We start from the raw sequence: 22,262 nt of genomic DNA on the forward strand, positions 1-22,262 counted from the left end.
ATCGGCCGCTCTATCAGCGCGAGGCCCTAAGGTCCCCCGCTTTCATCCTCGGATAATATGCGGTATTAGCACATCTTTCGATGTGTTATCCCCCACTGATAGGTACGTTCCGATGCATTACTCACCCGTTCGCCACTCGCCACCAGGTGCAAGCACCCGTGCTGCCGTTCGACTTGCATGTGTAAAGCATGCCGCCAGCGTTCAATCTGAGCCAGGATCAAACTCTTCAGTTCAATCTCTGCAAATATTACTTCGCTTGACGCAAACTCTCAGAGAATCTAACGATTCTTTGATCATTCTTGTGCAAGCTCTTGTTCCTCGGAACAAGCGCCTACACTTATCGGTTGTCATTCTGTTAAAGAGCAGTTGCTTTCCAACCCAGAAACCGGTAACGTCAGCGGTTTGTTTCGCTTCGTTTCGTTTTCTGCGTCAGCAGCAGAGAGGCGAACTATACGCACCACCTGAAAAACCGTCAACACCCCAAAACACACTTTTTTGTGCAAAACCGTGAAAAACACGATAAACCGCTGAAATAACACGGAAAACTTTTTGCAAAAAACCGCAAAAAAGTTTCACACCCTCGCAAAATCGCTGTCACACCCTGCGAACACATGGCAAAAAAGCCGCAAAAAACCACCCGACGCCAGAGCAGAATGGTAAAAATTGCCCGTTCTGACCCCGCCAGCACGCAGTGGCAAGGCAAAAAAGCCGGCAAGCGGGCTGCAATGGGTGCTGAGCAGGGGATTCCTGGCTATTCCTTATATATGTAAAAAATGTTTGACTCAGTTTACCCGGCTTGACCTAGGCATACTCAGACACCAACCCCACCCCAACCCACCTCATCCACTCACTCACCACCCCGCCCCAACACGGATATCCCGCCCATTTGCTGCTTGCCAAGCCGGCAAGGTTACTTTACGCTTACGTAAACGTTAGATAAATACATCACCACCATGCGCCACACCTACACCATTACCGAATTGGCCGCCGAGTTTACGGTCACCTTGCGCACCATCCGCTTTTACGAAGAACAGGGCATGCTGTCGCCGCAACGCCAGGGGCGCAACCGGGTGTATGCGGCGCGCGACCGGGTGCGGCTCAAGCTGATTCTGCGCGGCAAGCGCCTGGGGCTTTCGCTGGCAGAAATCTCTGAAATTATTGATTTATATGAAGTTGCTCGCGATGAATCATCCCAGGCCATCAAGCTACTGGCCCGCCTGACCGACCGCAAGAAACAGCTGATCCAACAGCGTGAAGACATTGAGCAGGTGATGCACGATATCGAACAGCTGGAACAATACTGCCACAGCGTGCTGCAGCCGCCGGGGCTGCGCGCCGATGGTGGATAATTTTTCGCCGTACCGCTTGATTTACGTTTACGTAAGCGTAATACACTAGCGACTGACTTACCCCATACTAAACCGGGTCCGCCACGCACACTTGTCGTCGCCCAGCCCGACCACCGAGGAGACCATCACCATGTCGTATACCAGCCTGCATTTTGCCCTGAGTGAAGAACTGGACATGCTGCGTGACAGCGTGCGCCACTTTGCCGAACAGGAGATTGCCCCCTACGCGGCGGAGATTGACCAAAGTAACCAGTTTCCGCCGGCGCTATGGCGCAAGCTGGGCGAGATGGGCCTGCTGGGCATCACCGTGGAAGAAGAATACGGCGGGGCCAATATGGGTTATCTGGCACACATGATCGCCATGGAAGAAATCAGCCGGGCGTCGGCATCGGTGGCGCTGTCTTATGGCGCGCACTCCAATCTGTGCGTCAACCAGATTCGCCGCAACGGCACAGCGGCGCAAAAGCAGCAATACCTGCCCAAGCTGATTTCCGGCGAGCATGTCGGTGCGCTGGCCATGTCCGAGCCCAACGCTGGCTCAGATGTGGTCAGCATGAAGCTGCGCGCCGAACTGCGCGGCGACCGCTATGTGCTCAATGGCAGCAAGATGTGGATCACCAACGGTGGCGACGCCGATACGCTGGTGGTGTACGCCAAGACTGACCCAGCCGCCGGCGCACGCGGGATGACCGCCTTCATCATTGAAAAGACATTCAAGGGTTTTTCAGCCGGTGCCAAACTGGACAAACTGGGCATGCGCGGCTCCAACACCTACCCGCTGTTTTTTGACGATTGCGAAGTGCCGGCAGAAAACGTGCTCGGCCAGGTGGGGGAAGGAGTAAAGGTGCTGATGAGTGGCCTGGACTATGAACGCGCGGTGCTGGCCGCCGGCCCGCTGGGCATCATGCAGGCGTGCATGGACATCACCGTGCCTTATCTGAAAGAGCGCCAGCAGTTTGGCGAACCGATCGGCAACTTCCAGCTGATGCAGGGCAAGCTGGCTGATATGTACGTCAGCCTATCGGCCAGCCGCGCCTATGTGTACGCGGTAGGTCAGGCACTGGACCGGGGTGAAGGGGGCCGTCAGGTGCGCAAGGACGCCGCCGGGGTGATTCTGTACGCCGCCGAACGCGCCACCCAGATGGCGCTGGATACCATCCAGTGCCTGGGCGGCAATGGCTATATCAACGACTACCCAGCAGGTCGTCTGCTGCGCGACGCCAAGCTGTATGAAATTGGCGCGGGCACCAGCGAAATCCGCCGCTGGCTGATTGGCCGCGAACTGATGGCCGAACAAGGCTGAGTGACATCCTTATCGTCCAACGGAGGCCCAGATGCCGATTATTGATTCCAAGCTCAACCCGCGCGCAGCGGACTTTCAGGCCAATGCCGCGCAGATGCAGCGGCTGGTGGCCGACCTGCGCGACACCGTGGCACGCAATGCGCTGGGCGGCGGCGAAGGCCCGCGCGCCAAACATGTGGCGCGCGGCAAGCTGCTGCCGCGTGAACGCATCGACCTGCTGACTGACCCTGGCTCGCCATTTCTGGAACTGTCCCAGCTGGCGGCGTATGGCATGTACAACAACGATGCCCCCGGTGCCGGCATGATCAGCGGCATTGGCCGGATTGCCGGCACCGAATGCATGATTGTGGCCAATGATGCCACGGTCAAGGGCGGCACCTACTACCCGATGACGGTGAAAAAACACCTGCGCGCGCAGGACATCGCCCGGGAAAACCAGCTGCCCTGTGTCTATCTGGTGGACTCCGGTGGGGCATTTCTGCCGCTGCAGGACGAAGTGTTTCCCGATCGTGACCACTTTGGCCGCATTTTCTATAACCAGGCCACCCTCAGCGCGGTCGGGATTCCCCAAATTGCCGTGGTGATGGGCAGTTGCACCGCCGGCGGCGCTTATGTACCGGCCATGGCCGACGAATCCATCATTGTGCGCAATCAGGGCACCATCTTTCTGGGTGGCCCGCCGCTGGTGCGCGCTGCCACCGGCGAAGTGGTCACCGCCGAAGAACTGGGCGGTGCCGATGTGCATACCCGCATCTCTGGCGTGGCCGACCACTACGCGCTGAACGACGCCCACGCGCTGGGCCTGGCCCGGCAGATTGTCAGCCACCTGAACCGACAAAAGCCACCCGGCCCGCTGCGTCGCGACAGCCTGCCGCCACGCTACGCTGCCGAAGAACTGTACGGGGTGATTCCGGTGGACGCCAAAAAGCCGTTTGACGTGCGCGAGATCATCGCCCGGCTGGTGGACGACTCGGTGCTGGACGAATTCAAGCAGAATTACGGCACCACCCTGGTGTGCGGCTTTGCCCATCTGGATGGCTGGCCGGTGGGCATCATTGCCAACAATGGCATTTTGTTTTCCGAGTCGGCGCTCAAGGGTGCGCATTTTGTCGAGCTGTGCTGCCAGCGCGGCATTCCGCTGGTGTTCCTGCAAAATATCACCGGCTTCATGGTGGGCAAAAAATACGAAAACGGCGGCATTGCCCGTGACGGTGCCAAGCTGGTCACCGCCGTGGCCTGCGCCAGTGTGCCCAAGTTCACCGTGCTGATTGGCGGCAGCTTTGGCGCGGGCAACTACGGCATGTGTGGCCGCGCCTACAGCCCGCGCTTTTTGTGGATGTGGCCCAACAGCCGCATTTCGGTGATGGGCGGCGAACAGGCTGCTGGCGTGCTGGCCCAGGTCAAGCGCGAGCAGCTGGGCGAGGCATTCAGCGCCGAGGACGAAGAAAAGCTCAAGGCCCCGGTGCGCGAACAGTACGAACGTCAGGGCCACCCCTACTATGCCAGCGCCCGTTTATGGGACGATGGCGTCATTGATCCGGCGCAAACCCGCGACGTGCTTGCCCTGGGCCTGTCGGCGGCGATGAATGCGCCGGTGGAGCCCACACGCTTTGGCGTGTTCCGCATGTAGCCACAAGGACGCCACCATGTACTTTGAAACCCTCGAACTGGAACGAAACGGCCCGATTGCCACGGTGTGGATGAACCGCCCCGAGCTGCACAACGCCTTCAACGAAACGCTGATTGCCGAGCTGACCCGTGCCTTTGTCGTGCTCGACAGCGACGATAGCGTGCGCGTGGTCATCCTGGCCGGGCGCGGCCCGAGTTTTTCTGCGGGAGCCGACCTCACCTGGATGCGCCGTGCGGCGGACTACAGCGAAGAAAAAAACCGTGCCGACGCGCTGGCGCTGGCGCGCATGCTGAAAACCCTGTACCGCATGCAAAAGCCCACCATCGCCCGTGTACATGGCCCGGCTTATGGCGGCGGCACCGGGCTGACCGCCGCCTGCGATATGGCGCTGGCTGCCGACAGCGCCATGTTTGCCCTGTCGGAAGTGCGGCTGGGGCTGATTCCGGCCACCATCGGCCCCTATGTGGCCGACGCCATCGGCTGGCGGCAGGCACGCCGGTATTTTCTCTCCGCCGAACGCATCGACGCCGCGCTGGCTCGCCAGCTGGGCCTGGTACACGACATCTGCCCGGCCAGCGAGCTGGACAGCCGTATCAGCAAGCTGGTGCAGGAACTGTGCAAAGGTGCCCCCGCCGCCCAGGCCGAGGCCAAACTGCTGCTGGCCGACCTGCGCGATGGCTCGCCGCTGGACGATGCCCTGCTGGAAAAAACCGCCTGGCAGATTGCCCGCGTGCGCACCCAGCCCGAAGCCCGCGAAGGCCTGAGCGCCTTTATGGACAAGCGCCCGCCCAACTGGCTGCCAGCCAGGCGCGGCACCCCAGGCTGACCCAATCTTGCCGCCAGCCCCGGCGCTGGCGGCCCATTGCGACAAGGACGTTTCATGTTCCGCTCACTCCTGATTGCCAACCGGGGCGAAATCGCCTGCCGGATCATCCGCACCGCCCGCCAACTGGGCATTCGCACCATTGCCGTTTACTCCGATGCCGACGCCAACGCCCGCTTTGTCCGCCTGGCCGACGAAGCCTGGCGACTGGGCCCGGCTCCGGCGCGTGACAGCTATCTGCGCGCCGAGCTGATTCTGGACATTGCCCGCCAGAGTGGCGCAGAAGCCATCCATCCCGGTTATGGTTTTCTGTCGGAAAACGCCGAATTTGCCCAGGCCTGCGCCGACGCCGGCGTGGTGTTTGTCGGCCCGCCGCCCAGCGCCATTGCCGCCATGGGCAGCAAATCCGCTGCCAAACAGCTGATGGAGCGCGCCCAGGTGCCGCTGGTGCCCGGCTACCACGGCGACGAACAGGACGCCGACTTTTTGCACCGGCAAGCCGACCAGATCGACTACCCGGTGCTGATCAAGGCCTCGGCTGGTGGCGGTGGCAAGGGCATGCGCATTGTCGAGCGCAGCGCCGACTTTCCCGACGCGCTGGCCTCGTGCCGGCGCGAAGCCAGCGCCAGCTTTGGCGACGACCGTGTGCTGATTGAACGCTATCTGCAAAAACCCCGGCATATTGAAATTCAGGTATTTGCCGACAGCCAGGGTCATACGGTGTATCTGTTTGAACGCGACTGCTCGGTGCAGCGCCGCCACCAGAAAGTGCTGGAAGAAGCGCCAGCCCCTGGCATGAGCGCCGAGCGCCGCCGCGACATGGGCGAAGCCGCCTGTGCCGCTGCCCGCGCAGTGGGCTATGTGGGTGCCGGCACGGTGGAATTCATCGCCGAGCCAGACGGGCGCTTTTACTTCATGGAAATGAACACCCGCCTGCAGGTGGAACACCCGGTCACCGAAATGATCACCGGCCAGGACCTGGTGGCCTGGCAGCTGCGCGTAGCCGCAGGTGAGCCATTGCCGCTCAGCCAGGAGGCGCTGGGCATTCATGGCCACGCCATCGAAGCGCGGATTTATGCCGAAGATCCCGACCGCGACTTTCTGCCCGCCACCGGCCAGCTGGTGTATTTGCGCCCGCCGGCAGAAAGCGACAGCGTGCGGGTGGACACTGGTGTGCAGCAGGGTGACGCCATCACCCCCTACTACGATCCGATGATCGCCAAGCTGATTGTCTGGGGCCAGGACCGCGCTCAGGCGCTGGCCCGGCTGGATAGCGCGCTGGCCGACTACCGCGTGCTGGGGGTCACCACCAATATTGCCTTCTTGCGCCGACTGGCTGCGCATCCGTCGTTTGCCCAGGCCGATCTGGATACCGGGCTGATTGCCCGCCACCACGCCGAACTGCTGCCACCGGCCAGCGCCCAGCCCGCCCTCCCGGCGCTGCTGGCCGCCGCCTGCTGGCAGCTGACTGGCGAAGCCCGGCATACCGCTCACCCCGGCTGGCGGCTGAACGCCGAATGGCAACGCACCCTGCATCTGGGCTACCACGGCCACCCGCTGGCAGTACGGGTCACCCACCACGCCGATGGCCGCTGGACCCTCACCCTGCCCGACAACAGCCAGCATGTGCTCAGCGCTGAACGCCATGCCAGCCAGCTCACCGTGCATCTGGCTGGCCAGCGTTTGCATGCCGACTGCCTGCAGCACAACGACGCCCTGCATATCTACCTGCCCGAGGGCCTGAGCGTCTTCACCTTGCCCAATCCGTATGCCGCTGAAGCCGATGCCCAGCATGGCGACACCCACCTGAAAGCACCGATGCCCGGTCGGGTGGTGGCCTTGCTTGCCCCGCTGGGTGAGCCAGTGGAAAAAGGCGCACCGCTGATGATTCTGGAAGCCATGAAGATGGAACATACGCTGGTTGCGCCTGGGCCGGGCCATGTGGCGGCATTTTACTTTGCCGTGGGCGAGCAGGTGAGCGAAGGCAGCGACCTGCTGGACTTTGTGCTGCCCTGACCCAACCCAGCCACTCATTGCACAGGATGCCCGCCATGCGCTATCCCTCTCATGTCACCCTGGTGGAAGTTGGCCCACGCGACGGCTTGCAGAACGAAGCCACGCCAGTGCCAACCGACGTCAAGCTGCAACTGATCCGGCACCTGGCCGCCGCCGGCCTCACCCATATCGAAGCCGGCAGTTTTGTCTCGCCCAAGCGCGTGCCACAAATGGCTGACAGCGCCGACATCGTGCGCGCGCTCAACCCAGCCGCCAGCCCGCTACACTACCCGGTGCTCACCCCCAATCTGCAAGGCTTTGACGCCGCGCTGGCCGCCGGCGCGCGTGAAGTGGCGGTATTTGCCGCCGCCAGCGAAAGTTTTTCCCAGCGCAATATCCAGTGCAGCATTGCCGACAGCCTGGCGCGCTTTGCCCCGGTCATGGCCGCCGCCCGCCAGCACGGCGTGACGGTGCGCGGCTATGTGTCGTGCGTGCTGGGCTGCCCCTACGAAGGCGACATCGCCCCGCAGGCAGTGGCCGAGGTCAGCCTGCGTCTGCTGGACATGGGCTGCACGGAAATTTCGCTGGGCGACACCATCGGCGTGGGCACGCCAGCCGGGGTGCGCCGACTGCTGGACGTGCTGTTGCCGCAGATTTCAGTCAGCCAGCTGGCCGGGCATTTTCATGACACCTACGGCATGGCGATTGCCAATATCGTCACCGCCATGGAGTGCGGACTGGCGACGTTTGACAGCTCGGTGGCCGGGCTGGGCGGATGTCCGTATGCACAAGGGGCGTCGGGCAATGTGGCCACCGAGGATGTGGTGTGGCTGCTCAATGGGCTGGGGGTGGAATGCGGGGTGTCGCTGGAGGCTTTGCTGGACGCCAGTGCCTTGATCAGTGGGGTTTTGGGTAAGCCGCCGGCGTCGCGGGTGGCAAGGGCGTTGTTGGCCAAGCGGGGAAGTGAGCGCTGAGCTGCGCTGACGCGGGATGGCTGGGGTTGAATTGAGACGGGGTTGCACCCCGTGCCCGCCCTCCTTTCTTTGCTTCGCCAAAGAAAGGAGGCAAAGAAAGGCGACCCGGGACACCCGCCCTTCGGGTGCCCTGCGCTTCTCGACAGTCAGGGCCGGCCCGGAAACTCGCTGCCGCTCAAACAACCGTGCCGGACAGCCCCCTGACTGTCTGCGATGCTCGGCGGGCTTTACGGGGGTACAGCGGTGAGGCACGACCGGCTGAGTTTTATATCAGCATGGGGAATGCCGGAGAAACCGGAGAAAATCGTCGTCCCTGTGTAAGCGAGGACCCAGGCAAGTTTTCACGGCATGCCGACGGTGAAATTACCCTGGCCACTGCTTGTTGAGGATTCATCCATACCACGCTGTGGCGAGTTTCTGGATTCCCGCCTGCGCGGGAATGACGGGGTGGAATGCGATGGGCGGTGAATTGAATTGCGGGGGAGTGACGTATCTCAGGCAGTGGCATTTCGCTTGGTTACAGTCAGGCAACGGTTGCATGCCTCCGCCAGGTTTTCCACCCCCCGCCGCGTCGTCCCCGTGCAGGCGGGGACCCAGGCAAGTTTCCACGGCGTGCCGATGGTGAAATTATCTTGGCCACTGCTTGTTGAGGATTCATCCATACCACGCTGTGGCGAGTTTCTGGATTCCCGCCTGCGCGGGAATGACGGGGTGGGATGTGATGGGCGGTGGATTGAATTGCGGGGGAGTGATGTATCTCAGGCAGTGGCATTTCGCTTGGTTACAGTCAGGCAACGGTTGCGCACCGCAGCCAGATTTTCCACCCCCCGCCGCGTCGTCCCCGCGCAGGCGGGGACCCAGGCAAATTTCCACGGCGGGCTGACGGTGACATTGCTTTGGCCGCTGTTTGTTGAGGATTCATCCGTACCACGCCGTGGTGAGTTTCTGGATTCCCGCCTGCGCGGGAATGACGGAGTGGGGCGCAATGATGGTGGCGAAGTATCTCAGGCAGTGGCATTTCCCCTGGTGAAAATACAGATCAATTCCATCACAGTCACGCCAATAACCGACTCTGGCACGGTGCTCAATCGTTTTGTACAGTATCTGTTGCATTTGACATCACAACATCATGCCGTCCGGCAAGACCGGGCGGTGATTATGGAGGCTTCACCATGCACACTCCTTTGTGGACCCCCAACCCGCAGCGGGTTGCCGAGTGCGCGATGACGCGGTTTCGGGCGCGGGCGGCGGCACTGGCCGGGCGGGATTTGCCGGATCAGGCCGCATTGCACGCCTGGAGCCTAGCCGAGCCGGCGGCGTTCTGGCGGCTGGTGTGGGACGATAGCCAGGTGATTGGCCAGCCCGGCGATGCCACCTTGTGCCCGGCAGCCGAGATGCGCAACGCCCGCTGGTTTCCCGACGCCCAGCTGAATTTTGCCGAAAACCTGCTGCGGCGCCGCGATGACGGTGAGGCGCTGGTGTTTTGCGGCGAAGGCCAGGTTGAACGGCGGCTGAGCTGGGCCGAGCTGTACCAGCAGGTATCGCGCGCAGCGCAAGCACTGCGCCAGGCCGGGGTGGAGGCCGGCGACCGGGTGGCAGGCATGTTGCCAAACATGCCGGAAGCGGTCATCGCCATGCTGGCCAGCGCCAGCCTGGGGGCGATCTGGTCGTCGTGTTCACCAGATTTTGGCATTGACGGCGCGCTCGACCGCTTTGGCCAGATTGCGCCCAAAGTGTGGCTGGTGCCAGATGGCTATTACTACAACGGTAAAACCGTGGCAATGGCCGACAAAGTGGCGGCCATTGCGGCTGGCCTGCCCGGCACGCTGCAAGTGGTGGTAGTGGCCTACACCGGTCGTGACGACGTGGCCGCGCTGCCGGGCGTGATCCGCTGGGACGACTGGCTGGCTGGCCAGCCTGGCGGCAATATCCACTTTGCCCGCCTGCCGTTCAATCACCCGCTGTACATCCTGTTTTCCAGCGGCACCACCGGCAAACCCAAGTGCATTGTCCACGGTGCCGGTGGCACGCTGTTGCAGCACCTGAAAGAACACCGGCTGCACGCCGATGTGCGTGCGGGCGACCGGTTTTTCTATTTCACCACCTGCGGCTGGATGATGTGGAACTGGCTGGCCAGCGGCCTGGCCAGCGAAGCCACGCTCTTGCTGTTTGACGGCAGCCCGTTTGCCCAGGATGGCCAACTGCTGTGGGACTGGTTCGCCCGCGAGCGCGGCACCCACTTTGGCACCTCGGCCAAATACCTGGACGCCGCCGCCAAACAAGGGCTGGCACCGGCGCGCAGCCATGACCTGAGCGCACTGCGGGCGATTTTCTCCACCGGTTCGCCGCTGGTGGCAGAAGGCTTTGATTACGTCTACCGCGACATCAAGGCCGATGTGCAGCTGTCGTCGATTTCCGGCGGCACTGATATTGTCTCCTGCTTTGCCCTGGGCAGCCCGGTGCTGCCGGTGTATCGCGGCGAGCTGCAATGCCGGGGCCTGGGCATGGCGGTGGACATCTGGAACGAAGCCGGCCAGCCGGTGCGCGAGGAAAAAGGCGAGCTGGTGTGCACCGCGCCCTTCCCGAGCATGCCAATCGGTTTCTGGAACGACCCGGATGGCAGCAAATACCACAACGCCTACTTCAACCGCTTTGCCAATGTCTGGTGCCACGGCGACTTTGCCGAGCTGACTGCGCACGACGGCATGGTGATCTATGGCCGCTCGGACGCGGTGCTCAACCCCGGCGGCGTGCGCATCGGCACGGCGGAAATCTACCGGCAGGTGGAGCGGGTGGAAGAAGTGCTGGAAAGCCTGGCCTGCGGCCAGCGCCATGACGGCGACGAGCGGGTGGTGCTGTTTGTCAAACTGCGCCCCGGCGTCACGCTGGACGACGCACTGCGCGAACGCATTGCCCGCCAGATCCGTCAGGGGGCCAGCCCGCGCCATGTGCCGGCGCGCATTGTACAGGTGGCGGATATCCCGAAAACCCTCAGCGGCAAGATTGTCGAACTGGCGGTGAAGAACGTGATCCACGACGAGCCGGTGAACAACCTGGGCGCGCTGGCCAACCCGGAAGCGCTTGAGCACTTCCGCGATCGGGAAGAACTGCGCAGCTAGGGGGCCGCACACACGCAACAGCCATCTGGGATGCAGCATGCACAGGGAACAGAGGGTCAGCGGCAGTTCTGCCTCGGCCCTCTGACGTGGTGCGCGGCAAGTCCCGCCGTTCAGGGCGGGGAAAGGTAGCGCGGACGGCGTAGCCGTCCTTGCCATCAATGGGTATGGACTGTAAAAATACCCGTATGCAACGCCTTCAAGCCTACAAATATGAACTGATGCCGACCGGCCAACAGCAGCGCGACATGCGCCGCTTCGCTGGCTCGTGCCGCTTCGTGTTCAACAAGGCGCTGGCGTTGCAGAAGGCGCGCTACGAGCGTGCAGAGAAGAAACTGGACTATGCGGGCCTGTGCAAGCTGCTCACCGAGTGGCACCACAGCGCGGAGAATGCCGTGTTTTCTCAGCTGCCTATTCGGCAGTTCACCCAAGAGCTGAGCTTTGCCGCCAAGTTTCTTTTTTCTCAGCTGCCTATTCGGCAGTTCACAGCGCCCAGCAACCGATGACCCACGCTGACCTTTTCTCAGCTGCCTATTCGGCAGTTCACCGGGGCGCGCTGCGCTCGCCCCCAGCCCCTCATTTCTCAGCTGCCTATTCGGCAGTTCACACCATCACGGCCCAGGGCGCTGCTGCGGGGCTTTTCTCAGCTGCCTATTCGGCAGTTCACGTGTCGTCGTCCATTTGAAGTGCGCGTTTTGCTTTCTCAGCTGCCTATTCGGCAGTTCACGGCCCGCGTCGCCGCTGACGAGCGCCGAACCATTTCTCAGCTGCCTATTCGGCAGTTCACGATAACAAAGCCATCGCCGTGCGGCCCGCCTATTTCTCAGCTGCCTATTCGGCAGTTCACTCTAGGCCCATCGTTGGGCAGCTCTCGGGCGTGTTTCTCAGCTGCCTATTCGGCAGTTCACGGTAATGCTACCCCTGGGCGTGGTGGTTGATCTTTCTCAGCTGCCTATTCGGCAGTTCACGACAACGAAAACCGTTTCAGCAGCGACATGATTTTCTCAGCTGCCTATTCGGCAGTTCACCTGCGCCGGGTCCAGCTCGCCCCCAGCCCCTTTTTCTCAGCTGCCTATTCGGCAGTTCACCTCGGTTGCATTGCGTTGCTCCTGCTTGATCTGTTTCTCAGCTGCCTATTCGGCAGTTCACTTAGATGGACATATAGCGTCCAATAAATACGCTTTCTCAGCTGCCTATTCGGCAGTTCACTAGACCACCTCGCTGCCAAGTCCTTGCCACATCGGCGTTTTCCCAGCAATACCTCCAGTTTACCCTCTTTTCTCTGCTTTCCATAAGTCATTGATTTTACAATCCTCTTCCTGTCCCCACAAAAAAAGGGTTCCGCCTTGCCAGGCACTTACCCGTTGCCCATTGTCCATCCCACGCCGGCCAGCCGCGCCAGCACGGCGTCGTCCAGCGCAAAGCCGGCGTTCAGCCGCAGGCAATGGCCAAAGCGGCCGCTGGGGGAAAACAGCGCGCCGGGCACAAAGCTGACGCCGGCGCTCAGGGCGTGTGGGTACAGTGCCAGGGTGTCGTAGTGTTCCGGCAGCGCCACCCACAGAAAAAACCCGCCGGGCGGGGCGGTCAGGCGGGTGCCTTCGGGAAAGTGCTGGCGCACGGTGTCGCTGAGCCGGGCCAGGTTGCTGGCCAGTTTGTCGCGCAGCCGCGCCAGCCGGCGTTCTGGACGGGTGTCGCGCAGGTAGCTGGCCACGGCCATCTGGTTGGGGATGGGCGTACTCAGGGTGTTCATCAGTTTGTGCAGCAGCGCGCGTTCGGTGTAGCGGCCAGCGGCCAGCCAGCCAATGCGCGGGCCGGGGGAGAAGGCTTTGGCAAAGGTGCCGCAGTAGAGCACCCGGCCATCCGGGTCGCTGTGTTTCAGCGGGGGCGGGCTGCCGGGGTGGAGCAGTTCGCGGTAGGCGTCGTCTTCAATCACGGCAAAGTCGTGCTGCACTGCCAGCTGCAGCAGGCGCTGGCGGGCCGGGGCGGGCATGATGCTGCCCAGCGGGTTTTGCAGCGAGGGCATCAGCATGCAGGCAGCAATCGGGTGGCGGCCCAGGGCGGCGGCCAGGTCGTCCAGATCCATACCCGTGTCTGGGTCGGTGCGGATTTCCAGCGCTTGCATGCCGTTGGTTTCGATGGCGTGCAGCAGGCCGTAAAATGCCGGGGATTCCACTGCTACCACCGCACCGGGGCGGGCCACCGCCTTGAGTGCCAGGTTGAGTGCCTCCATCGCACCGCAGGTGATCAGCAGCTCGTCACGCGCCAGCCGGAAGCCATGGTGCAGGCTGCGGCGCACAATCTGCTGGCGCAGGGCGTCGTGGCCGGGCGGCAGGTCGGCCAGGCCGCGCTCGGGTGAAAATCGCCGCGCCGCCCGGCACAGGTGGTCGTTTACCCCGGCAATGTCCAGCCAGGCCGGATCGATAAACGGCGAGCCAAACGGGGCGATCGCCGGGTCGCGCAGACTGGCAAACAGGCGCAGCGCCAGGGTGGCAATGCTGACGGTGGCCGGCTGGTCGGCGGGGGCGGAGCGGGCCGGCAGGCGCGGCTCGGCCACAAACAGGCCTTGCCGGGGTCGGGTGTCGATCCAGCCACCGGCTTGCAGTTCTTCCACCACGCGCCGGGCGGTGGTCAGGCTGACACCGTGCTGGCGGGCCAGCTCGCGCACCGACGGCAGCCGCGCGCCCACCGGCAGCTGGCCGTGGCGAATGGCGTCGCACCAGTGGCTCAGCACCTGCTGATAGCGTAGCAGCGGGCGAGGGGCGGACAGTTCGGCAGTCATGGGGGCATCCAGAAGGGCGAGGCACGCAGCATGCCGGTTTGCTGTGCTCCTGACAATGGCTATTTTCTGTGCCTTGAGGAGCACAGACAGGGCGGCTACGCTGGGCGGCATTGTGTTTGTCCGGAGTCGGTCATGGCTGCATCCCCTTCCCGTCGCCCCGTTGCGGGCGGCCCCTGTGTGCCCAAGCTGGTGAGTGGGCGATTCAATACCGTGCGGGTGGCATTTGTGCTGCTTACCCAGCTGATTTTTCTGGGCACGCCCTGGCTGCGCTGGGATGGTCGCCAGGCGGTGTGGCTGGACCTGGAGGACCAGCGGATTTTTCTGTTTGGCTGGAGCTTCTGGCCGCAGGACCTGGTGTATCTGGCCGGGGTGCTGATTGTCTGCGCGCTGGCGCTGTTCTGGTGGACGGCGCTGGCCGGGCGGCTGTGGTGTGGCAATAGCTGCCCGCAAACGGTGTATACCGAAATCATGCTGTGGATTGAACGGGCGGTTGAAGGCGACCGTCCGGCGCGGCTCAAGCAGGCCGCTGCGCCCTGGCAGCCGGCGCATCTGGCGCGCAAGCTGGCCAGCCATGCACTGATGCTGCTGGTCAGCCTGGTGATTGGTTTTGGCTTTGTGGCGTATTTTGTACCGGCACCCGCGTTGTGGGCCAGCGTGCTGGATGGCAGCCTGGGCGGCTGGACGCTGTTCTGGCTGCTGGCGTATGCCGGGTTTACCTATTTGCTGGCGGGCCGGCTGCGCGAGCAGGTGTGCTTGCATATGTGTCCGTATGCGCGTTTTCAGAGCGCCATGTTTGACGACGACACCCTGCTGGTGGCCTACGATGCCCGGCGCGGTGAACCGCGCGGTGCGCTGCGTCGCCAGGGCCAGGCCAGCGCGCCGCGTGGCGATTGCGTGGATTGCAGCCTGTGCGTGCAGGTGTGCCCCACCGGCATTGATATCCGCGATGGCCTGCAATACGCCTGTATCGGCTGTGGCGCATGCATCGACGCCTGCGACACGGTGATGGACAAGCTGAACGCCCCGCGTGGGCTGATCCGGCTGACCACCCCGCGCAGCGAGGCCGAACAGCGCCCGGCGCGGGTGGGCTGGCTGCGTCCGCGCCCGCTGATTTATCTCGGCCTGATTGTCACCACGCTTGGCCTGATGGCGCTGGGCCTGGCGCAGCGCACGCCGATGCATGTGAATGTGTTGCGCGACCGGGCGTTTCTGGTGCGGGAAACCAATCAGGGCCAGCTGGAAAACGCCTATCAGCTGAAAGTGTTCAACGCCGATGCCCGCCCCCACCGCCTGCAGCTGCAGGTGGCCGGCCTGCCAGGAGCCACGGTGCAAACCGACCCGCCACAGCCGCTGCTGCCGGCGCAGGGCCAGGTGAGCTTTTACGCCAGGGTGCAGATCGACCCGGCACAGGGCCAGCGCCAGGCCCAGCCGATTCGCCTGCAGGTGGTCAGCCTGGATGACCCGGCGATGGTAAAAACCGAAGACAGTGTGTTTATTGGCGAATAAGCCCCAACAGATGGCCGGTGAGGCGGTCTCACACCATGCTCACCGGGTTTGTTGCGCACGCATCCAGCGGCGTGGCGCTGTCTCCAGTGCCCGGATGGCACTCTGCGATGACCCCCAGCTTGACCCCACCCCAAATGGCGCAGGATAATTCCCGGCTTTTTCATGCACTTAGGGTGGCTTGCCGCCTGCCGTGCGCCGGGGGCGGCAAGCGCGCTTCCTTCACAGACACATGGCGTCTGGCGTGGCATGAGCCGCAGCAGACGTCAGGGAACGGGGTTAAATTGGGTGTGACCGTAGAAAACACAGCAAGCCATCAAGTTTCAGACCATGCCTGCGCCAGTGCCGGCCTGCCGCCCCGCCGCCTGGCCGTGGCACCGATGCTGGACTGGACCGACCGCCATTACCGCTACTTTGCCCGCCACATCACCCGCCACACCTGGCTGTACACCGAAATGGTCACCACCGGCGCGCTGATTCATGGCGACATTCCGCGCCACCTGCGCTTTGACCCGATCGAATCGCCCATTGCCTTGCAACTGGGCGGCAGCGAGCCGGCGGACCTGGCGCACTGCGCCAAGCTGGCGGAAAACTGGGGCTATGATGAGGTGAACCTGAACGTTGGCTGCCCATCCGAGCGGGTGCAGCGCGGCGCGTTTGGTGCCTGCCTGATGAACGAAGCGCCACTGGTGGCGGATTGCGTCAAGGCCATGCGCGACGCGGTGAGCATTCCGGTCACCGTCAAGCACCGCATCGGCATCGACCAGGTCGAGGATTACGGCTATCTGGCCGAGTTTGTCGACACCGTGGCCGCCGCTGGCTGTACCACCTTTATCGTCCATGCCCGCAACGCCATCCTGAAGGGCCTGTCGCCCAAGGAAAACCGGGAAATCCCGCCGCTGAAGTACGATTATGTGTACCGGCTGAAACAAGAACGCCCCGAGCTGGAAATCCTGATCAATGGCGGCGTGCGCACGCTGGAAGATATCGACAGCCATTTGCAGCATGTGGATGGCGTGATGATTGGCCGCGAGGCGTATCACAACCCCTATCTGATGGCGGCGTTCGACGCCCGCTATTATGGCGATGATCACCCGGTGCTCAGCCGCGAGGCGGTGATTGAGGCGATATTGCCTTATGTGGCCCGCGAGCTGGCCGAAGGCAACCGGATGAACAACCTTACCCGTCATATTCTGGGCCTGTATCAGGGCCAGCCGGGCGCGCGGCGTTTCCGCCAACTGCTGTCCGACAGCCGCCGGCTGGCGGAAAAACGGGTGGCGCTGTTGCAGGAAGCCTGCCCGTTGGGAACCTCGCTGGGAACAGGAAACCGTACTGACACGCGGGTATTTTGAGCGGGATTTCGGCCTTGGCGGCGGTTTGCTGCGCACCTTAACCTGACGTAGTCAGGCCGTGATTCCCCCGAGGACTGGCCACACGGTGACAGGTCTGAGCGCGTTGTGCTTAGCCGCTTTTCCTCCCGTAAAGCGCGCCGAGCATCGCAGAAAACCGGGGGGATGTCCGCCCCGCATGTTCGAAGCGACGGCGTAGCCGGCGCAAGTTCGGGGCGGCCCCGGTTTTCGAGAAGCACAGGGGAGTCAGCGCCGTAGGCGCTGACCGCGCGCCCGGGTCGCCTTTCTTTGCCTTCTTTCTTTGGCGAAGCAAAGAAAGAAGGTCGGCTGCGGGACGAACTCCCGCGCAAAAATACAACACCGCGCATCAGCGCGGTGCCTCCAAATCAGCATGAATTTAGCATGCCAAAAAATTCCAGGATTCCAAATGTTGACAAAACTGGTGCTGGCCAGCAATAACGCCGGCAAATTACGCGAATTCTCCGCCCTGCTCGCCCCCCTGGGCTGCCAAGTCATCGCCCAGGGCGAACGGAACGTGCCAGAAGCCGAAGAACCCTTCCACACCTTTATCGAAAACGCCCTGGCCAAAGCCCGCCACGCCAGCCGGCTCACCGGCCTGCCGGCGCTGGCCGACGACTCCGGCCTGTGCGTCGATGCCCTGGGCGGCGCGCCTGGCGTGCTGTCCGCACGCTTTGCTGGCGAACCCAAATCCGACGCGCGCAACAACGCCGCCCTGCTGGCCGCGCTGGACGGAAAAACCCCGCGTAGCGGCCATTATTACTGCGTGCTGGTGCTGGTGCGCCACGCCGACGACCCGCAGCCGATCATCGCCGACGGCATCTGGCGCGGCCAGGTGCTCAGCACCGCGCAAGGCGACGGCGGCTTTGGCTACGACCCGCTGTTCCAGGCGCAGGGCGAAAGTGTGTCGGTAGCGCAAATGGACGCCACGGCCAAAAACGCCGTCAGCCATCGTGGCCTGGCCATGCGCGCGCTGGCAGCCAAGCTGGCCGAACTGGGGCCGGCATGATTCCGCTGCAATTTCACCCGCGCGCCGCCGCCTGGCGGCTGGACAGCCTGCCGCCGCTGTCGCTGTACATTCACTTTCCCTGGTGTGTGCGCAAATGCCCGTATTGCGACTTCAACTCGCACGAACCGCGCAGCGCGCTGGATCAAGACGGTTATATCGACGCACTGATTGCCGACCTGGAAAGCGCCCTGCCCTTGATCTGGGGCCGGCGAGTGCAGACGGTATTCATGGGCGGCGGCACGCCCAGCCTGTTCAGCCCGGCGCATATCGACCGCCTGCTGCGCGCGCTGGACGCCCGGCTCAAGCTCAATCCGGATGCGGAAATCACTCTGGAAGCCAACCCCGGCACGCTGGAAATCGCCCAGTTTGCCGGCTATCGCGCTGCCGGGGTAAACCGGCTGTCGATTGGCGTGCAGAGCTTTAACTCTGGCCACCTGAGCGCGCTGGGCCGCATTCATGGCGCCACCGAAGCGCGCCGCGCCGCCGAGCAGGCCAGCCGCCATTTCGACACGTTTAATCTGGATCTGATGTACGCCCTGCCCGGTCAGACGCTGGACCAGGCGCTGGCCGACGTTGAACAAGCACTGGCACTGGGGGCACGTCACCTGTCGGCCTATCACCTGACGCTGGAGCCCAACACCCTGTTTGCCGCCCGCCCGCCGGCCAATCTGCCCGACGACGACCTGGCGGCTGATATGCAGGAGGCCATCGAAGCGCGGCTGGCGGCGGCAGGGTTTGTCCATTACGAAACCTCGGCATTTGCCCTGCCTGGCCACCAGGCGCAGCACAACCTCAACTACTGGACATTTGGCGATTATCTGGGCATTGGTGCCGGCGCGCATGGCAAGCTGTCGTTTCATGACCGCATTCAGCGCGACATGCGCCACAAACAGCCGGCGGCGTATCTGGCCGGCGTGGCGCAGGGCAGCCAGGTGCAGAGCAGCCAGCCGGTGGCGCAGGCTGATCTGGCGTTTGAATTCATGATGAACGCGCTGCGCCTGACCGACGGTTTTGCCCTGAGTCTGTTCAACGAGCGCACTGGCCTGCCGCTCAGTGCCATCCTGCCGGCGCTGGAACAGGCCGAGCAGCGCGGCTGGCTGGCGCGGGAACAGGGCCTGGTGCGGCCCACCCTGCTGGGCCAGCGCTTTTTGAATGATCTGCTTGAGGTGTTCTTGCCGGAAACCACGACATAATCAGCGCCGTCACCAGGCGTCAGCCGTGATTGTCGCCACTCAGGCAGCGCCACGCTGCGCATACGGCTTCGGCTTGCCCGACGTCGGCCCCGCTGACCTGGCTGGCGACAATCAGCCCTTCTCCCAGCACAAACAACTGGGCCGCCAGCACACTGGCGTTGGCCAGACCGGCCTGGCGGCACAACTGCAGCAAATACGCCTGCACCCGCGCCTTGTGCGCTTTGGCCTGGCCATGCGGCCCATCGCTGGCGCGCGCGTATTCTGCTGCGGCATTGATGAACAGGCAGCCATTAAACTGTGAGCGCTGTCCCCAGCGCTGGAGAAATTCCAGATACGCCAGTGGCCGCCGGGCGGGCGATTCGGCTTCCACTGCCGCCTGCATCTCCTGCATGAACTGCTGGTCACGCCACTGCAACACCGCCTCAATCAAGCCTTCCTTGCTTTGAAAATGCCGATACAGCGTGCGTTTGGTCACCCCGGCGGCGGCGCTGAGCTGGTCTACGCCGCTGGCGTGAAACCCATTCTGGTAAAACGCCGTCAGTGCGGCGTCAATAATCTGGTCTGCGGTGGTCATGGCAAGGGTTGGTGAAGTGCGGTGGAAAACCAGCAGTATACCGATCTGTTGACATAATGGTATACCGATCAGTATCCTTGTGGTGTTTTCCATTCCGCAAGGGCTGCATCATGCGCATCAAACTCAAGCTGGCATCCAGTGCGCCACCCGCACCGTCACTACCTTTTACCCTGGTGTCGCTGTGTGGTGCCGGGCTGGCCATTGCCATCACCGCATGGCTGTCGCAGGCTTCCGGGGCTGTCTGGCTGATGGCGCCTTTTGGGGCCAGCTGCGTGCTGGCATTTGGCCTGCCGGATTCGCCACTGGCGCAGCCACGCAGCATCATTGGCGGGCATATGGTCACCACCCTGGTGGGGCTGCTGGTGTGGTACACACTGGGCCATGACTGGTGGGCGCAGGCGCTGGCGGTGGGGTTGGCGCTGATGGCCATGCAGCATACCCGCACGCTGCACGCGCCCGCCGGGGCCAACCCGCTGCTGGTGATGAGCGTACAGCCAAGTCTGGCGTTTTTGCTCACCCCGGTGCTGGCCGGCTCGCTGGTCATTGTGGCGGTGGCCTGGGTCATGAACAATCTGCGCCAGCGCGGCAGCTATCCGCGCTACTGGTGGTGAGGCAACCCCAGCCGTCTGCTCCCCGTCTCTGGCCGGGATATGCTATGTTCAGCGTCCCTCTGCCCTTTTGACCCTGTCCTGCTCCCCATGTCTGCACGCACTTCCCGCCCGGCGGGCACCGCCCTGTGGCTGCAAATTGAAGCCACCCTCAGCCAGGAGATTCTTGGCCACCAGCTGACTGGCCGGCTGCCCAACGAGCAGGCGCTGGCCGAACGGTTTCAGGTGAACCGGCACACTGTGCGCCAGGCGATTCAGAGTCTGCAGCACAAGGGGCTGGTGCGCATTGAGCGCGGGCGGGGTACGTTTGTACAGGAAGACATGATTGCCTACCGGCTGGGCAAAACCAGCCGCTTTTCGCACAGTCTGGCGGGGCAGCATCTGGTCAGCGATGTGGATATCCAGTCCTGCCATTTTGAGCCGGCCAGCGCGCCGGTGGCCACTCTGCTGGCGGTGGCGGCGGCCAGCCCGGTGTTGCGGGTGGAATCGCTTGATCTGGCCGATGGCAAGGTGGTCAGCGTGTGCACCCAGTATTTTCCGCTGCCGCGCTTTGACGGGCTGATTGAGGTGTATCGCACCAGCAAAAGCACCAGCGAAGCTTTCAGCCGACTGGGAATTACCCGCTTCAACCGGGTGCTCAGCCGCATCAGCGCACGGCTGCCGCGCACGGAAGTGGCGCAGGCGCTGCAGCAAGGCAAGCATCAGCCGGTGCTGTATGTGGAAAGTGTCTACGCCGACGTCGATGGTGTGCCGATTGAGTACGGGATTACCCGCTTTGGCGGGGACACCGTGCAGATTGAAGTCACGCCGGAGAATTTATAAGCCGGGTGAGGCGGGCTGGAGGCTGCACCCGTTCAGCCGCTGCCGACCCCCGGTTGATCTCCCCGCGTGTATTTTTTTTGTGCAAAAAGTCATCTAGACGTCTAGATGTAATTAGCGTGTCATCTTGGCCGGGTAGAGTGCGCAGCATCCCAACGCAACGCAAGGCGACTGACATGCAGGCAACTTCCCTTCTCTACGCGGCGGCCCTTTCCCTGGCCAGCGTTTCTGTTCTGGCCGACACCACGCTGACGGTGTACACCGCGCTGGAAGCCGATCAGCTCAAGGCATACCAGCAAAAATTTGAACAGGACACGCCGGGGATCAAGCTGCGCTGGGTGCGCGACTCCACCGGCATCATCACCGCCAAGCTGCTGGCAGAAAAAGCCAACCCGCAGGCCGATGTGGTGATGGGGGTGGCGGCGTCTTCGCTGCTGGTGCTGGAAAAAGAAGGCATGCTGCACGGCTATGCACCCAAAAACCTGGCCAGTCTGTCGCGTCAGTATGTGGACAACGCCACCCCGCCCAGCTGGGTGGGGATGAATGTCTGGGGGTCGGCCATCTGTTTCAACACGGTTGAAGCCGCCAAGCTGGGCCTGAAAAAGCCGGAAAGCTGGAAAGACCTGCTCAAGCCGGAATACAAGGGCCGGATTGTCATGCCCAACCCGGCGTCTTCTGGCACCGGCTATTTTGACGTGACCGCCTGGCTGCTGCTGTTTGGCGAAAAAGACGGCTGGTCGTATATGGACAAGCTGCACCAGAACATTGCCCAGTACACCCATTCTGGCTCCAAGCCGTGCAAGCAGGCGGCAGCGGGCGAGTTTCCGGTGGGCATTTCGTTTGAGTATCGCGCCGCCAAGCTGAAAGACAGTGGCGCGCCCATCGAGGTGATTTTTCCCAAAGAAGGCCTGGGCTGGGATGTGGAGGCCACCGCCATCATGAAGGGCAGCAAGAACCTCGACGCTGCCAAGAAGCTGGCCGACTGGTCGGCATCGCAGTCGGCCAATGAGCAGTACGAAAAGAACTTTGCCATTGTCGCCATGCCGGGCGTGGCCAAGCCCAACCCGCATATTCCGGCAGATTACGAAAAGCGTCTGGTCAAGCAGGATTTGCGCTGGTCGGCTGCGCAGCGCGAGCGGATTCTGGCCGAATGGAGCAAGCGCTACGACGGCAAGTCCGAGCCAAAGTAAGCCCCGCCCGATCAATCGCATCATCCGGCG

At 62.9% G+C, this 22,262-nt stretch carries 16 protein-coding genes, 1 rRNA gene, 1 pseudogene and 1 CRISPR repeat array (1 of these 19 only partly in view); of the genes and pseudogenes, 15 read left to right on the top strand and 3 right to left on the bottom strand.

The features are described 5' to 3' along the window. Nucleotides 1-233 (bottom strand): 16S ribosomal RNA (locus BXU06_RS09215); it reaches 1,305 nt to the left of the window's first position. 720 nt (nucleotides 234-953) lie between these two features. Here BXU06_RS09215 and BXU06_RS09220 point away from each other — a divergent pair. The 8 genes and pseudogenes from BXU06_RS09220 to BXU06_RS18630 form a co-directional block, all read left to right on the top strand. After that, nucleotides 954-1,349, top strand: coding sequence for a MerR family DNA-binding transcriptional regulator (locus BXU06_RS09220; protein WP_077298872.1), 396 nt, complete (start codon nucleotides 954-956; stop codon nucleotides 1,347-1,349). Nucleotides 1,350-1,479: 130 nt separating this feature from the next. Next, the gene (locus BXU06_RS09225; protein ID WP_077298874.1) at nucleotides 1,480-2,652 is read left to right on the top strand and encodes an isovaleryl-CoA dehydrogenase; all 1,173 of its coding nucleotides are present in this window, start codon (nucleotides 1,480-1,482) and stop codon (nucleotides 2,650-2,652) included. A 31-nt stretch (nucleotides 2,653-2,683) separates the two neighbouring features. Beyond that, on the top strand, nucleotides 2,684-4,282 hold the full coding sequence (locus tag BXU06_RS09230) for a carboxyl transferase domain-containing protein (RefSeq protein ID WP_077298876.1): 1,599 nt from the start codon (nucleotides 2,684-2,686) through the stop codon (nucleotides 4,280-4,282). Nucleotides 4,283-4,298: 16 nt separating this feature from the next. After that, complete coding sequence (locus BXU06_RS09235; protein ID WP_077298878.1) at nucleotides 4,299-5,108, top strand: enoyl-CoA hydratase/isomerase family protein; 810 nt, start codon at nucleotides 4,299-4,301, stop codon at nucleotides 5,106-5,108. Nucleotides 5,109-5,162: 54 nt separating this feature from the next. Next, complete coding sequence (locus tag BXU06_RS09240) at nucleotides 5,163-7,121, top strand: acetyl/propionyl/methylcrotonyl-CoA carboxylase subunit alpha (protein WP_077298880.1); 1,959 nt, start codon at nucleotides 5,163-5,165, stop codon at nucleotides 7,119-7,121. Nucleotides 7,122-7,156: 35 nt separating this feature from the next. Continuing rightward, nucleotides 7,157-8,074, top strand: a complete 918-nt coding sequence (locus BXU06_RS09245; RefSeq protein ID WP_171982175.1) for a hydroxymethylglutaryl-CoA lyase — start codon at nucleotides 7,157-7,159, stop codon at nucleotides 8,072-8,074. A 1,172-nt stretch (nucleotides 8,075-9,246) separates the two neighbouring features. Continuing rightward, nucleotides 9,247-11,193, top strand: coding sequence for an acetoacetate--CoA ligase (locus BXU06_RS09255; RefSeq protein WP_077298886.1), 1,947 nt, complete (start codon nucleotides 9,247-9,249; stop codon nucleotides 11,191-11,193). Between the two features lie 185 nt (nucleotides 11,194-11,378). Next, nucleotides 11,379-11,510 (top strand): annotated as a pseudogene (locus tag BXU06_RS18630) (helix-turn-helix domain-containing protein); the annotation flags it as partial. Nucleotides 11,511-11,589: 79 nt separating this feature from the next. Then, nucleotides 11,590-12,399: direct repeats of the CRISPR family, unit length 28 nt; unit sequence TTTCTCAGCTGCCTATTCGGCAGTTCAC. A 148-nt stretch (nucleotides 12,400-12,547) separates the two neighbouring features. On the opposite strand, the gene BXU06_RS09265 reads toward BXU06_RS18630, so the two are convergent. Further along, nucleotides 12,548-13,969: a PLP-dependent aminotransferase family protein gene (locus BXU06_RS09265; protein ID WP_171982176.1), complete on the bottom strand. Its 1,422-nt coding sequence runs from the start codon at nucleotides 13,967-13,969 to the stop codon at nucleotides 12,548-12,550. Nucleotides 13,970-14,101: 132 nt separating this feature from the next. Here BXU06_RS09265 and ccoG point away from each other — a divergent pair, with 132 nt between their 5' ends. The 4 genes from ccoG (at nucleotide 14,102) to hemW (ending at nucleotide 19,041) form a co-directional block, all read left to right on the top strand. Further along, the gene (gene ccoG, locus BXU06_RS09270; protein WP_077298890.1) at nucleotides 14,102-15,475 is read left to right on the top strand and encodes a cytochrome c oxidase accessory protein CcoG; all 1,374 of its coding nucleotides are present in this window, start codon (nucleotides 14,102-14,104) and stop codon (nucleotides 15,473-15,475) included. 287 nt (nucleotides 15,476-15,762) lie between these two features. Further along, nucleotides 15,763-16,824 carry a tRNA dihydrouridine(20/20a) synthase DusA gene (gene dusA, locus BXU06_RS09275; RefSeq protein ID WP_256364046.1) on the top strand — a complete coding sequence of 354 codons (1,062 nt, stop codon included), beginning with the start codon at nucleotides 15,763-15,765 and terminating at the stop codon, nucleotides 16,822-16,824. A 424-nt stretch (nucleotides 16,825-17,248) separates the two neighbouring features. Beyond that, nucleotides 17,249-17,848, top strand: coding sequence for an RdgB/HAM1 family non-canonical purine NTP pyrophosphatase (gene rdgB / locus BXU06_RS09280; protein WP_077298892.1), 600 nt, complete (start codon nucleotides 17,249-17,251; stop codon nucleotides 17,846-17,848). Then, nucleotides 17,845-19,041 carry a radical SAM family heme chaperone HemW gene (gene hemW / locus BXU06_RS09285; protein WP_077298894.1) on the top strand — a complete coding sequence of 399 codons (1,197 nt, stop codon included), beginning with the start codon at nucleotides 17,845-17,847 and terminating at the stop codon, nucleotides 19,039-19,041. The genes rdgB and hemW overlap by 4 nt, the downstream gene beginning before the upstream one ends. Nucleotides 19,042-19,060: 19 nt before the next feature. Here hemW and BXU06_RS09290 read toward each other — a convergent pair whose 3' ends face one another. Next, the gene (locus tag BXU06_RS09290; protein ID WP_077298896.1) at nucleotides 19,061-19,615 is read right to left on the bottom strand and encodes a TetR/AcrR family transcriptional regulator; all 555 of its coding nucleotides are present in this window, start codon (nucleotides 19,613-19,615) and stop codon (nucleotides 19,061-19,063) included. Between the two features lie 110 nt (nucleotides 19,616-19,725). Here BXU06_RS09290 and BXU06_RS09295 point away from each other — a divergent pair, with 110 nt between their 5' ends. The 3 genes from BXU06_RS09295 to BXU06_RS09305 all read left to right on the top strand — a co-directional run bounded on the left by BXU06_RS09295 (nucleotide 19,726) and on the right by BXU06_RS09305 (nucleotide 22,232). Further along, nucleotides 19,726-20,226 (top strand): HPP family protein, encoded by a 501-nt coding sequence (locus BXU06_RS09295; protein ID WP_077298898.1) that lies wholly within the window; start codon nucleotides 19,726-19,728, stop codon nucleotides 20,224-20,226. 87 nt (nucleotides 20,227-20,313) lie between these two features. After that, the gene (gene phnF, locus BXU06_RS09300) at nucleotides 20,314-21,045 is read left to right on the top strand and encodes a phosphonate metabolism transcriptional regulator PhnF (RefSeq protein ID WP_171982177.1); all 732 of its coding nucleotides are present in this window, start codon (nucleotides 20,314-20,316) and stop codon (nucleotides 21,043-21,045) included. Between the two features lie 173 nt (nucleotides 21,046-21,218). Continuing rightward, nucleotides 21,219-22,232, top strand: a complete 1,014-nt coding sequence (locus tag BXU06_RS09305) for a putative 2-aminoethylphosphonate ABC transporter substrate-binding protein (RefSeq protein ID WP_077298902.1) — start codon at nucleotides 21,219-21,221, stop codon at nucleotides 22,230-22,232. The last annotated feature ends 30 nt before the right edge of the window (nucleotides 22,233-22,262 follow it).

Origin of the sequence: Aquaspirillum sp. LM1 (assembly GCF_002002905.1) — a bacterium.
GTDB lineage: Bacteria > Pseudomonadota > Gammaproteobacteria > Burkholderiales > Aquaspirillaceae > Rivihabitans.

What these genes read in the sequence shown, in the direction of transcription:
- BXU06_RS09220 (WP_077298872.1), top strand. Translation starts at nt 954, where the DNA reads ATGCGCCACACCTACACCATTACCGAATTGGCCGCCGAGTTTACGGTC.
- BXU06_RS09225 (WP_077298874.1), top strand. Translation starts at nt 1,480, where the DNA reads ATGTCGTATACCAGCCTGCATTTTGCCCTGAGTGAAGAACTGGACATG.
- BXU06_RS09230 (WP_077298876.1), top strand. Translation starts at nt 2,684, where the DNA reads ATGCCGATTATTGATTCCAAGCTCAACCCGCGCGCAGCGGACTTTCAG.
- BXU06_RS09235 (WP_077298878.1), top strand. Translation starts at nt 4,299, where the DNA reads ATGTACTTTGAAACCCTCGAACTGGAACGAAACGGCCCGATTGCCACG.
- BXU06_RS09240 (WP_077298880.1), top strand. Translation starts at nt 5,163, where the DNA reads ATGTTCCGCTCACTCCTGATTGCCAACCGGGGCGAAATCGCCTGCCGG.
- BXU06_RS09245 (WP_171982175.1), top strand. Translation starts at nt 7,157, where the DNA reads ATGCGCTATCCCTCTCATGTCACCCTGGTGGAAGTTGGCCCACGCGAC.
- BXU06_RS09255 (WP_077298886.1), top strand. Translation starts at nt 9,247, where the DNA reads ATGCACACTCCTTTGTGGACCCCCAACCCGCAGCGGGTTGCCGAGTGC.
- BXU06_RS09265 (WP_171982176.1), bottom strand. Translation starts at nt 13,969, where the DNA reads ATGACTGCCGAACTGTCCGCCCCTCGCCCGCTGCTACGCTATCAGCAG.
- ccoG (WP_077298890.1), top strand. Translation starts at nt 14,102, where the DNA reads ATGGCTGCATCCCCTTCCCGTCGCCCCGTTGCGGGCGGCCCCTGTGTG.
- rdgB (WP_077298892.1), top strand. Translation starts at nt 17,249, where the DNA reads ATGTTGACAAAACTGGTGCTGGCCAGCAATAACGCCGGCAAATTACGC.
- hemW (WP_077298894.1), top strand. Translation starts at nt 17,845, where the DNA reads ATGATTCCGCTGCAATTTCACCCGCGCGCCGCCGCCTGGCGGCTGGAC.
- BXU06_RS09290 (WP_077298896.1), bottom strand. Translation starts at nt 19,615, where the DNA reads ATGACCACCGCAGACCAGATTATTGACGCCGCACTGACGGCGTTTTAC.
- BXU06_RS09295 (WP_077298898.1), top strand. Translation starts at nt 19,726, where the DNA reads ATGCGCATCAAACTCAAGCTGGCATCCAGTGCGCCACCCGCACCGTCA.
- phnF (WP_171982177.1), top strand. Translation starts at nt 20,314, where the DNA reads ATGTCTGCACGCACTTCCCGCCCGGCGGGCACCGCCCTGTGGCTGCAA.
- BXU06_RS09305 (WP_077298902.1), top strand. Translation starts at nt 21,219, where the DNA reads ATGCAGGCAACTTCCCTTCTCTACGCGGCGGCCCTTTCCCTGGCCAGC.